Genomic DNA, 12,203 nt, shown 5'->3' on the forward strand with positions numbered 1-12,203 from the left:
GGAACTCCCTCACAGCCTTTATTTAATGCTTTTACTTTTTCTCGAGTGCAACCCAATGCCCTTTAGAAATCTCGACAAGGTGCGTGTTATCAACATCAAAACGTTTTGTAAGTAGCTCGTCTTCTGTTAATACATGTCTTTCTTTTTGCTTTTGTTTTTCTATCGCAGGGTCGGGTATTGGGATAGATTGTAACAGCATTTTTGTATAAGGGTGCTGTGGGTTTGAATAGAGCTCCTCGCTTTCAGCCAGCTCTACAATTTTCCCACCGTACATAACTGCTACTCGGTCACTAATATGCTTTACCATTGATAGGTCATGTGCGATAAATAAATAAGTTAAGCCAAAGCGCTGCTGTAAATCCTTAAGTAAGTCGACTATTTGCTTTTGAATAGAGACATCTAGCGCAGATAATGGCTCATCGCAAACAATGAAATTAGGCTCGACCGCTAATGCTCTAGCAATACCAATCCTTTGTCGCTGCCCACCGCTAAATTCATGAGGGTAGCGTAGTGCATGCTCTTTTTTCAAGCCTACTAATTCTAATAGCTCTTCCACACGCGCTCGGCGCTGCTCCACAGATGTCGTTAGCTTGTGTACATCTAACGCCTCACCTATAATATCAAGCACCTTTTTACGCGGATTAAGAGATGAATACGGATCTTGGAAAATCATTTGCAAATAGCGACGCATGCCTTTTAATTCATTTTTGGATAAACGTGTAACAGGTACACCTTTATAAAGAACCTCTCCATCAGTTGGCTGATGCAATTGTAAAATGGTACGTCCAGTTGTCGATTTACCTGAGCCTGATTCACCTACAAGTCCAAGCGTTTCCCCGGGATAAATATGAAAGGATAAATCATTTACAGCCTTTAAAACATTCCCTTTACCTAAATTAAAATGCTTTTCTAAGTGGCGCACTTCCACTAATGGAACATTTGGGTTAAGGTCTGCTGGAAGATTTGGCTGCTCTTTTGGTTCCTTTTTTTCATGTAGCTTTGGTAAAGCATTTAATAGACGCTTCGTATAATCATGCTGAGGGTTTGCGAAAATTTCCTCGGTTGTTCCTTGTTCAACAATTTCGCCTTCCTTCATCACAACAACGCGGTCACACATGCCTGCAACAACACCTAAATCATGCGTAATTAAAATGATAGCTGTACCTAATCGCTCCTGCATCCGCTTCATTAAGCTTAAAATTTGCGCTTGTATAGTCACATCAAGTGCTGTAGTTGGCTCATCTGCGATTAATAATGAAGGATTACAGGCAAGTGCCATCGCAATCATCACGCGTTGGCGCATACCACCACTAAATTCGTGTGGATATTGTTTATAGCGCTCCTCACAGTTATTGATACCTACTAATTTTAGCAATTCAATCGTTTGCTCATAAGCTTGTTTTTTTGAAAGCTTTTGATGCTTTATTAATCCTTCTGCAATCTGCTCCCCTATACGAATAGTAGGGTTTGTAGAAGTCATTGGATCTTGGAAAATCATGCTAATATCTTTCCCACGAATCGCTTCCATCTGCTTATCTGTTTGTTCTATTAAATTTTTCCCTTGAAAATAAATAGAGCCTGATTTTAAAAATGAAGGAGGGGAGGGTAATAAGCGCATAATTGAACGTGCTGTAACACTTTTACCACTTCCTGATTCCCCTACAATGCCAACAGTTTCTCCTTTATTTACATGAAAGCTAACTCCTTTTACTGCTTCAAACTCGCTTTCTCCCGTTATAAAAGAAACGCGTAAATCTTCTATTTCTAGTAATTTTTCATCCATAAATGTTCACCTTCTATATTTTAAATCAATTTCGACTTTCCAAACAATTTCATTTCACTATCCAATAGACGCCGAATCTATCTTTTTCTAATTCTAAGTCGTCAGAACACAAATTTGCGTTAAATCATGATAATATTTTTATTGACGAAATGATTTAGCTACTACATAATGTACTATACAGATAGGAATTATACAATATGTGTTTTTATTGAAACTTATCAAGTATTACAATTGTAATGAAAGGAGGAGCAATATGTCCAATAATCAAATTCTTGGACGCGGCATAAATAATTATTTTGCACAAAGCTATCAGAAATTGGGTGCTAAAAGAAGTTATGCTTGGATTTTATATGTGACAGGGTTGTTAGTTCATATTGTTGCTACTATATTATTTTTCTATAAAAAGAATAAGAGTACTTATTCGGAAAAATATGAACAGCAAAGAGCGAATATAATCGCCTCTGGAATATGCGATGAGTGGGCGTCGGAATATAGAGAGCAGGAATTGTCCAAAGCCAACTTTTTTAATCAAAAAATTGATGAGCAGCAGCTTCAGACAACGATTAAGCAATTAATTGACAAGAGAATTAATAAGGAAGTAGAAAAGCAGCTTTTAGAAAGCAATGTTGAACAAAAATCATATGCAACATATTTTAGCGAATTGTTAACAAAGCCTTCTTTCTTATTAGTGACATTTATTCCCGGCATTTTTATGTACGCAATATTAATTTTATGTAGCAATCCATTTGTACGTTTTATTGTTGAACGTATTTTCCAAAGCTTGTTTGTTATTGCTGGAGTAGCAATACTGGTGTTCACGATTTTATATATTTCACCATTTGATCCAGCTCGCAATCTATTAGGTGTTGAGGCGACACCTGCACAAATAGAGAATTTTAATAAAATTCATGGCTTGGATCAGCCGTATTTAGTACAGCTATGGCATTCTCTATCTGGACTATTTACTTTTGATTTAGGAAATTCCCTTGCTGGTAAAGAGGATATTACACAAAGCATAATGAATAAATTTCCTGTTACATTAGAGATTGCATTGTTCTCCTTAGTGATGGCAATTATTATTGCGATACCAGTAGGAATTATTTCAGCAGTTCGTCCTAATTCCTTTTTAGATTATACATTTATGCTACTTGCACTAATTGGTCTATCCATTCCAAGCTTCTGGCAGGGGTTAATATTTATTTTAACTTTCTCATTAAAGCTACAATGGCTACCCGCAACGTATAACCCGAATAATTGGGTATCAATCGTTATGCCAATCGTGGTATTAGGAACATCGATTACAGCATCCATTGCAAGGATGACGCGTTCTAGTATGCTAGAGGTCATTCATGAGGATTATATTATTACAGCGAGAGCAAAGGGCTTAAGTGGGAAAACTGTTATTTTAAAACATGCGATTCGCAATGCAATGATTCCCATTATTACAGTAATAGGATTATTATTCGGTGGTATGCTTGGTGGGGCAGCGGTCACAGAAAAAGTATTCAACATTAGCGGTATTGGTAGCTATATTGTTGATAAACAATTTATTCCGGACATTCCTGCAATTCTTGGAGGCGTTGTTTATATCGCCATTACAATTTCGATTGTTAATATGGTAATTGACGTGCTGTATGCTTTCTTTGATCCACGCATTCGCTCAAAAATGAAACAATCTTAGGAGAGGATATTTGTGAAATTCATATCAAATGTGAAACTACTTTTGAAAATTACACAGGAATATGTCAATGCACAATTCACCATTGCCTTTTCTGCGATTTTTTCAGTACTGCTTTTACTTTATAGTTTTAATTTTACCGAAGGTGTATGGCGACCATACGTGTTATATGGCTTTATTATTTATGCTATAACAACACTTTATGTTTGGCTAACATCCATTCTAATAAAAAAAGATTTAACAAACGCTCAGCAAATAGAGCGACGTACACGTTTGTTAGGCTATCCGCTAGTTTTCACGATTTTAGCAGGAAATGTTTTTGCAGCAGGCTACGGTTTTATGCTTATCACAAAAAACAAAACGGCTGAGTATACTTTCACCGTTTATGCGCTGATGACACAAATTGTTATTTTTATGCTTTCAGCACTGAATATATTTAAGCCATATGTTGTAGACACTTTTATAGTGGCGATGGCTGCATTTATAGGCTTTGCAATTATTTATACGGTGACAGCCATACTTGTTGCGCGCTATGTCACACCTACATATGCACCTAAATGGATGCAAGTGTTAGGAATCGTACTTTTGCTAGCGACATTAACAGGTAATTTATTTGCGACATTACTTGGCTTTACATTAATTCGCAAGGCGAGAAATTCAGACCCTTCTGCTATAGAAAAATGGCAAAAAACGTGGGATAAAATTTTGCGTAATACAATGGCCGTATTCGGCATGTTCTTTATTATTTCTATGTTCTCATTATCTGTTGTAAGCTCATGGACATTCGACTACGACTTTGCGACACAAAATAATTATAGTGCCTTATTACAAGGGCCTTCATTTGAATATCCGTTAGGTACCGATGATTTCGGACGAGATTTATTTTCACGTATCGTATTTGGTGCACAAATATCATTAATTGTAGGGTTTTTCTCTACGATTATCCCAGCGATAATTGGAGGCGCATTGGGTGCATTTTCAGGTTATTATGGCCGACATACGGACAATATCATTATGCGTTCACTAGATATTTTATATGCAATTCCAGGTATTTTATTGGCGATTGCCATTATTGCTGCATTCGGTGCAAATACGGTTAATTTAATTATCGCACTTAGCGTCGGTGCTATTCCAACATACGCAAGAACAATGCGTGCTAACGTAATGCAAATCGCCAACTACGAATTTGTTGAGTCGGCACGAGCATTAGGGGCTTCCGATTCTGCAATTATTTTTAAGCATATCGTGCCTAACTCTTTAGCACCAATGATTGTTAAGAGTACATTAACAATCGGAGGCGCAGTAATTTCAACAAGTAGTTTAAGCTTCCTAGGGCTTGGTGTAGAGCCACATATACCTGAATGGGGTAATATTTTAAAGGTAGGAAGCACTTATTTAGAAACACATTCCTATGTAGCAATTTTCCCAGGTATTTGTATTATGTTGCTCGTTTTATCATTTAACTTTTTTGGTGACGGCTTACGTGATGCATTAGACCCTAAATCACACTAAATTATCTTGATTCAGCAGAAGCCTGCAACAGCAAGTAGGTAGCGTGATAAATGTAAAATTAGCATTTAATTCAGTGAGTGCCCAAACACTCGCTGAATCAAAATAAAGCCTTCGGCGGATGTCATAGATTTTGAATGGGAACTTTCGAGCAAGCTCGAAAAATCTAGACGCAATTCCGCTGAGGCGTAATTGATTATATGGAGGTACTTAAAATGAACAAAAAATATTTAGCATTTGCAGCAGCGACAACAGCAGCAGCGGTTGCATTAACAGGCTGTGTAGAAACAAAATCAAATGTAGATAAAGAAAGCACTGGCGACAAAACAGGTGACAAACCAGTAATTGAAGTGTTAGGTATGGCTTCACAGGAGCAAGATTTAAATATTGTACGCGACCAACTTACGAAAAATGGCTTTGATGTGAAATTAAATATTCAACCAGATTATGGTTCATATTCAGCACAAAAAGATGCAGGTAACTATGATGTCGTGCTTTCAAGCTGGACGACTGTAACAGGTAACCCTGACTATGCAGTACGTGGCTTGTTTAAAACAGGCGGAGACTATAGTGACACAGCAGATGAGCAAATTGATAAATTAATTGATGAGGCAAGCACACTTATTGGTGATGCAGCAAAGGAAAAATATGCAGAGCTTGAGCAAGCACTTGTATTTGATAAAGCGTATATTGCACCACTATATATTTCGAAAAAATTCCAAGGTATTTATTCAGCAGACGTAAATCCAGATACAGTGCGTTTATCGAAATCACGTGCACAGGCGTGGGAGACAATGTCTTTTAATGATACAGCGAAAAATGCAACTGAAACGCTTGTATTGCATCAAGGTATTTCATCATTAACATCATTAGACCCAATCAAAGGAAATGATGGTTCAATTAATACATTAAATACAAATATGTATGTACGTTTAGTCAATTTATCTGATACTGATGAAGTAGTTTCTGAGGGCTCTCTATCATACAACCATGCAATTTCAGCAGATAACCAGTCTTATTACTTTGTATTGCGCGATGATATTAACTTCGCAAAAGTAGAAAACAATCAAGCTGTTGATACAAAAGATTTAGTATCTGCTGAGGATGTTGTCTTTTCATTAGAGCGTGCAAAGGATGAGAATTCAGTACCTGATCACCGCACATACTCAATTCATGAAAATATTGAAACAGTTGAAATCGTAAAAGATATTACATCATTAGAAGCGGTAAAAACAGCAGAAGGTGATACAGTTTTAGATGTACTATCTAAACAATTACCTGCATCGATTGCAGAGGTAGTAACGAATGAAGCGGATGTTGACAATGCAGCAGGTAAATATCAAGTAGTGAAAATTACAACACCAACACCATTCCCTCAAGTGTTAAACTACTTAGCGCATCAATCGGGTGGCATCGTGTCAGAGGCTGCTGTAACAGCAATCAATACATTTGATGTAGCAAGCTATGATCCAAATGTAAATGTTGCATATGGGGATCAAGCAACAGTAACAGAAGGGGCAACATATGCAAATCATTTAGCTGCTTCAGGTCCTTATATTCTAGTGCAAAAAAATGATTACGAAGCGACTTTCGTGAAAAACCCAGCTTATCAACCTGGAACAGCAAATGAGCCAAAAGTTGATAAAATAAGCGTACGCTTTATCCAAGATAACGATAGTGCGTTATCTGCACTTCGTAACGGTGAAATCCAAGTATTACAAGCAGTACCAGAAACAAAGCTAGATGTTGTAAATGGAGATGCAAATTTAACGTTAAAAACGGCAGACAGCAACGCGGTTTCTTACTTATTAATGAATCCAAAAGGACGCGACATTGCAACATCTCTTGATTTACGTAAAGCAGTTCTTTACTCAATTAATCAAGATGAATTTATTAGCTACTATCAAGGCAATAAAAAGCCAGCTGTTTCAACAGTTTCACCACTTGTAGACACAGGCTTAAAACTAGAAGCAGATAGCGCGAAAGTGAAAGAATATTTAGAGGCATATAAAGCATCTAAATAAAACTTGAAGTTTTAACGTATTGTCAGATGTAGATAGATTGTTGTCTGCAAAAAATAAAGGCTGTTGGTAAAATCGGATGAAAGATTCCACTTTACCGCAGCCTTTTCGATTTTCAATAAGCTATTTTCTATATGACAGGGTGTGACATTGCATTTTCATGTGGGGCACGATAAAATTTGACATGAGGTGAAAAACGTGAGTATAGGTTTAGCAGGTTATTTAGTATCTATTTCTGGTTTATTTGTTGTTTTAACGACGATTTTCGGTGTACTTCCTACTACATCAAATACGATGCGAGTAATATTTATTACAATTGGTATGACTTTTGCGATTGGTGGTAGTGTGTTGCGTTATACCGAATATAGAAAAGAGCGTAAACGAGCACAGCAGTAAGTGCTGAATGCTATGAAGCTCTTTTTAAGTAAATGTTAAGCAATGTATCTAATTGCTGACTGGATTCCACTACTTTTGGATGAGTGAAGCCCAAGTCTCTCGCTTTTTTATACATTTGCTTTCTTTTTAATTCAATTCTACATTTTAAAATCGTTTTCTCGAAAAAGTGTTTCAACATGATGATGGAACTCCTTAATTTTGATTGATACATGTATTGTATATTACTTTTCATGAAAATAATGTCACATTGTGTGCGGAAATGAAAGTTCATAAATTTGTCATAATTGCATTAGAAATGAACAGTTACGGAGCTATTATGAGGGATTGGCACGAATTTTTAGCAAGAAATGTCGAAGAATTTGTCGAAAATACAAAATCAATTACGCCTTGGCTAACTCCAGTCCAGATTCTTGGGGGCTGAGTGGAAGTTAATCTAAAATCGTCACGTTGTGCAGGCTTCTCTTCAAAAAGTTGTGACATCTTGAGCCGACGTGATGTTGGTCACTCAGTTGTTGCGCTTGAGTGGCGTTGTTAAACTGGGTGCCTCTATTTTAAGAATAAAAAATAGTCACTCATCTCACTAACTGTAGTTTCTACTTAATCAAGATAATAAAGCTCAGAAATGCAATCTATGCTTTTCTGAGCTTTATCTATTAATATGGCATAATTTTTTCTACAGGCTTAGGTTCTTTGATTTTAGGTAATATTTTATCTAGCGTTACAGTACGAGCAAGCGCATGCGTTGAGGCATCGGCAGGATCATATTTTTCTAAAAATGTAATTACTTCTTTAACGATTGGCGTTGGTGTTGAAGCGCCTGCTGTAACAGCAACTGATTCAATACCTTCTAACCATTCTAGCTTTAGCTCACTAAGATCAGCGATGCGGTAGGATTTTGTATCTGCAATTTCCTCCGATACTTGTGTCAGTCGATTTGAGTTGTTTGACATAGGGTCACCAACAACGATTAGCAAATCTGCTGCACCTGCTTGTTCTGCTACTGCCTCTTGACGCACTTGTGTAGCGAGACAAATTTCTTTATGCACTTCGATATGAGGGAATTTTTGCTGTAACCCTTCCATCAATGCAGCAACATCCCATTGACTCATTGTTGTTTGGTTCGTCACTAGTAATTTTTCGTTTGTAATATTTAACTGTTCAACATCTTTAACTGACTGTACAAGATGCACGTGATCAGGTGCAACACCGATAGCTCCTTCAGGTTCAGGATGCCCCTTTTTCCCGATATAAATAATATCATAGCCTAGTGCCGATTTTTCACGAATTAAATCATGGGTTACTGTTACGTCTGGGCAAGTCGCATCAATCGAAACAAGTCCTTTTCGTTTCGCAATTTCGCGTATTTCAGGTGAAACACCATGTGCGGTAAAAATAACGGTACCTTTGTCAACCTTTTCGATAATTTCTTTGCGGTTTTCTCCATCAAGTGTAATAATGCCATCTTGCTCAAAGGCATCTGTAACATGTTTATTATGAACAATCATCCCTAAAATATAAATAGGTCTAGGTAAAGTTTTATCTAATGCAGCATTGCGTGCGATGACCATTGCATCAACAACACCATAGCAATAACCACGTGGATTTATTTTAATTACTTTCATTGTTCAAACTCCTTTCGCTTCACTGCTCTCATTATAGCAAATGACGTACAGCGAATACAAAAGTTCGTTTTTTAAAGTCATTAAATGTAGAGAGTGTTTGAGATTTTTGGCTTGTATGCTTTAATACAGCCCGTTCTTTTCTTAATAGAATAGAAAAATCGCTGTGGAAAATACAGATGCCAATCTGCTTTTCCAACAGCAACGTTAAAATTTTATTTTATAATTCGAATGGTGGTTGATAAATTCTTGGCACAGAAGGTCGTGTTTGACGTTCATTTTGCCTCCTTGTACTTTCTATTCTACTTTCCACTCTGTTTTCTATATCCCTATGGGGGGCATGAACTGTGCTAGATTCACCTGATGAGTTGCGAAAACCTCGATACATTCTCCAAAGAGCGGGTAAGTTTTTAATCATAGGTGCAGCCTGTTGTACGTATGGTGTAAATTTTTGTGCATTATTCATAAAGCTATTAGCTGTTTGCAAAAAGGTTTCCCATTTTGGCGTAGCGGCTACGGCTTGTGCTGCCTGTGCCGCCTGTGTTGCTTGCATCGGCATTCCCATCCCCATTGGCACCTGCGGGGGGAATGCACCAGCACGCATAAATGGCATGAAATTTCTAGGCATAAAACCGTACGGAGGAGCAGCGTAAGGCATGGGCATCTGGAAATATGGTAACGGGCGCATAAAACTCTCCTTTCTATATGCACATCAAATGGACACTATAGTGGGTTTATAACTATCATATGCAATAGTTACGACATGGGTTCTGAATGAAAAAGTTTATAACATCGTAACTTGATTAAGCACGTAAAACAAGATTTCGTGGTACAATAGTAAAGATTTAAGGAGGAGCGATTATGTCAAAATATACAGATTATCAATTAAAACCTTTTTTGCAGGACGCCATTGCGAAATTAGGCTTTGTTGAACCAACACCTATTCAAAAGGAAATGATTCCACTAGTACTAAAAGGTAAGAGTGCTATTGGACAAGCACATACTGGTACAGGAAAAACACATAGTTTTTTAATTCCCATTGTGCAACGTTTAGACGAAAACAAACAAGAGGTACAAGCTGTAATCACGTCACCAACACGTGAGCTTGCACAGCAAATTTTCGATGCATTACAGCAATTAATTGAAGGAACAGGAATTCAAGCAAAATTATTTATCGGTGGTACAGATAAGCAACGTTCTATTGATAAATTAAAAACACAGCCACATATCATTGTTGGTACACCAGGTCGAATAAAAGATTTAGTGAAGGAAAATGCGTTACTAGTGCATACGACAAATATCCTTGTAGTGGATGAGGCGGATTTAGCATTTGATATGGGCTTTATTGAAGATATCGATGGCTTTGCTAGCCATATGCCTGAAAGCCTAGAAATGTTCGTCTTTTCAGCGACGATTCCAGAAAAGCTACAGCCCTTTTTAAAGAAATATATGGAATCACCAGTTCATATTCATATGAATGATAAGCGACCAGTAGCAGAAAATATTGATTTTTACCTTGTACCCGTCCGTTCAAAATCGCGCGATAGCCGTTTGCTGGATGTTATTAAAAACATCAATCCATTTTTAGCGGTTATTTTCTGTAATACACGTAAAACAGCGGAGCATGTTGCAAGCTATTTAGCTGAGCAAGGAATTCGTGCAGGGCAAATTCATGGTGATTTGAGTGCGCGCGATCGCAAAAAAATGATGAAGCAAATTCGTGATTTGGAATTCCAATTTATCGTTGCGACAGACCTAGCAGCGCGCGGTATCGATATTCAAGGTATCTCTCACGTGATCAATTATGAAATTCCAGAGGATTTAGAGTTCTTTATTCACCGTGTTGGTCGTACAGCACGTGCAGGTAATAAAGGAACAGCCATTACGCTTTTCAAGCCAGAAGATGAGGATGCGTTAGTACGTGTTGAAAAAATGGGTATCCCATTTGAACAGAGAGATATTAAAAATGGTGAATGGATTGAGTTAAAGGATCGCCACCAACGTCAAAATCGCGTTAAGCAAGAAAATGAAATTGATGCGAAAGCGAAATCACTAGTGCGCAAGCCGAAAAAAGTAAAACCAGGCTATAAGCGCAATATGAAATGGGAAATGGAAAAAATTAAAAAACGTGAACGCCGTTTGAAAAATAGAGGCCGTAAATAGGGGGTTTTAAGCATGTTATTAGGTTCACACGTATCGATGAATGGCAAAAAAATGCTTCTAGGTGCTAGTGAAGAAGCATTAAGCTATGGTGCGAATACATTTATGATATACACTGGCGCGCCGCAAAATACACGCCGTAAGCCAATAGAGGAACTCAATATTGAAGCGGGCTTAGCGCATATGCAGGAGCATGGCATGCAAAACATCGTCGTACATGCACCGTATATTATTAATCTTGGCAATACAACGAAGCCTGAAACATTCCGTCTCGGTGTAGATTTCTTACAAGAGGAAATCAAGCGCACCGCTGCCATTGGCGCAAAACAAATTGTGCTGCATCCAGGCGCACATGTTGGTGCAGGAGCAGAGGCCGGTATTGCAAAAATTGTTGAAGGTTTAAATGAAGTATTGTCAGAAGATTACCCTGTGCAAATCGCTCTAGAAACAATGGCAGGTAAGGGCAGTGAATGTGGACGTACATTTGAGGAAATTGCTCAAATTATCAGCGGCGTTACAAACAACGAACGCCTATCTGTTTGCTTCGATACGTGTCACGTACATGATGCAAACTATAATATTGTCGAGGATTTTGATGGTGTTATAAATGAATTTGATAAAATTATCGGGCTGGATCGTTTAAAAGTATTGCATATTAATGATTCAAAAAATGTGCGTGGTGCAGCAAAAGACCGTCATGAAAATATCGGCTTTGGCGAAATTGGCTTCGATGTACTGAAATATATTGTGCACCATGACCAGCTCATGCATATACCAAAAATACTTGAAACACCTTTCGTTGGTGCAGACGCTAAAACGAAAGAAGCTCCATACCTACATGAAATTGCAATGCTACGTGAAGGCGAATTCCGCCCAGCACTAATTGACGCAATGCGTGGCTAAATCCATGAGGGCTGTTTGGCATTTTTGCCAAACAGCCTTTTTGTATTGACAAAAATTGATGAATTAGAAAAAGTCGCAAATAAATCAGGGAAAGCGCAGATAAGTCATAGAAATCCGCAGATAACTCGGGGAAA

General features: G+C 37.8%; 10 protein-coding genes. 6 read left to right on the plus strand and 4 right to left on the minus strand.

The window, feature by feature from the left end; genetic code table 11:
* Positions 1–31: 31 nt before the first annotated feature.
* A complete protein-coding gene (locus tag TY13_RS16440) occupies positions 32–1,783 on the minus strand; it encodes an ABC transporter ATP-binding protein (RefSeq protein ID WP_042478290.1) in 1,752 nt (583 codons plus the stop codon).
* Positions 1,784–2,036: 253 nt separating this feature from the next.
* On the opposite strand from TY13_RS16440, the gene TY13_RS16445 reads away from it, so the two are divergent.
* The 4 genes from TY13_RS16445 to TY13_RS16460 all read left to right on the plus strand — a co-directional run bounded on the left by TY13_RS16445 (position 2,037) and on the right by TY13_RS16460 (position 7,387).
* Positions 2,037–3,464: an ABC transporter permease gene (locus TY13_RS16445; RefSeq protein WP_042478292.1), complete on the plus strand. Its 1,428-nt coding sequence runs from the start codon at positions 2,037–2,039 to the stop codon at positions 3,462–3,464.
* A 12-nt stretch (positions 3,465–3,476) separates the two neighbouring features.
* The gene (locus TY13_RS16450; RefSeq protein WP_042478294.1) at positions 3,477–4,973 is read left to right on the plus strand and encodes an ABC transporter permease; all 1,497 of its coding nucleotides are present in this window, start codon (positions 3,477–3,479) and stop codon (positions 4,971–4,973) included.
* Between the two features lie 212 nt (positions 4,974–5,185).
* Entirely contained in the window at positions 5,186–6,994 is a 1,809-nt protein-coding gene (locus TY13_RS16455) for an ABC transporter substrate-binding protein (RefSeq protein ID WP_042478296.1), read from the plus strand.
* Positions 6,995–7,189: 195 nt separating this feature from the next.
* Positions 7,190–7,387 (plus strand): hypothetical protein, encoded by a 198-nt coding sequence (locus tag TY13_RS16460; protein ID WP_042478298.1) that lies wholly within the window; start codon positions 7,190–7,192, stop codon positions 7,385–7,387.
* A gap of 10 nt (positions 7,388–7,397) precedes the next feature.
* Here TY13_RS16460 and TY13_RS20305 read toward each other — a convergent pair whose 3' ends face one another.
* The 3 genes from TY13_RS20305 to vrrA all read right to left on the minus strand — a co-directional run bounded on the left by TY13_RS20305 (position 7,398) and on the right by vrrA (position 9,694).
* Entirely contained in the window at positions 7,398–7,565 is a 168-nt protein-coding gene (locus TY13_RS20305; RefSeq protein WP_074432975.1) for an aspartyl-phosphate phosphatase Spo0E family protein, read from the minus strand.
* A gap of 475 nt (positions 7,566–8,040) precedes the next feature.
* Positions 8,041–9,009 (minus strand): 4-hydroxy-3-methylbut-2-enyl diphosphate reductase, encoded by a 969-nt coding sequence (locus TY13_RS16470; protein ID WP_042478301.1) that lies wholly within the window; start codon positions 9,007–9,009, stop codon positions 8,041–8,043.
* 217 nt (positions 9,010–9,226) lie between these two features.
* Positions 9,227–9,694: a VrrA/YqfQ family protein gene (gene vrrA, locus TY13_RS19935; protein ID WP_052344370.1), complete on the minus strand. Its 468-nt coding sequence runs from the start codon at positions 9,692–9,694 to the stop codon at positions 9,227–9,229.
* Positions 9,695–9,867: 173 nt separating this feature from the next.
* Between vrrA and TY13_RS16480 the strand changes: the two genes are divergently transcribed.
* Entirely contained in the window at positions 9,868–11,169 is a 1,302-nt protein-coding gene (locus tag TY13_RS16480) for a DEAD/DEAH box helicase (protein WP_042478303.1), read from the plus strand.
* A 12-nt stretch (positions 11,170–11,181) separates the two neighbouring features.
* Positions 11,182–12,069: a deoxyribonuclease IV gene (locus tag TY13_RS16485; RefSeq protein ID WP_042478304.1), complete on the plus strand. Its 888-nt coding sequence runs from the start codon at positions 11,182–11,184 to the stop codon at positions 12,067–12,069.
* Positions 12,070–12,203: the final 134 nt, after the last annotated feature.

This window comes from Bacillus ndiopicus, assembly GCF_000612805.1.
GTDB classification, from domain to species: domain Bacteria; phylum Bacillota; class Bacilli; order Bacillales_A; family Planococcaceae; genus Metasolibacillus; species Metasolibacillus ndiopicus.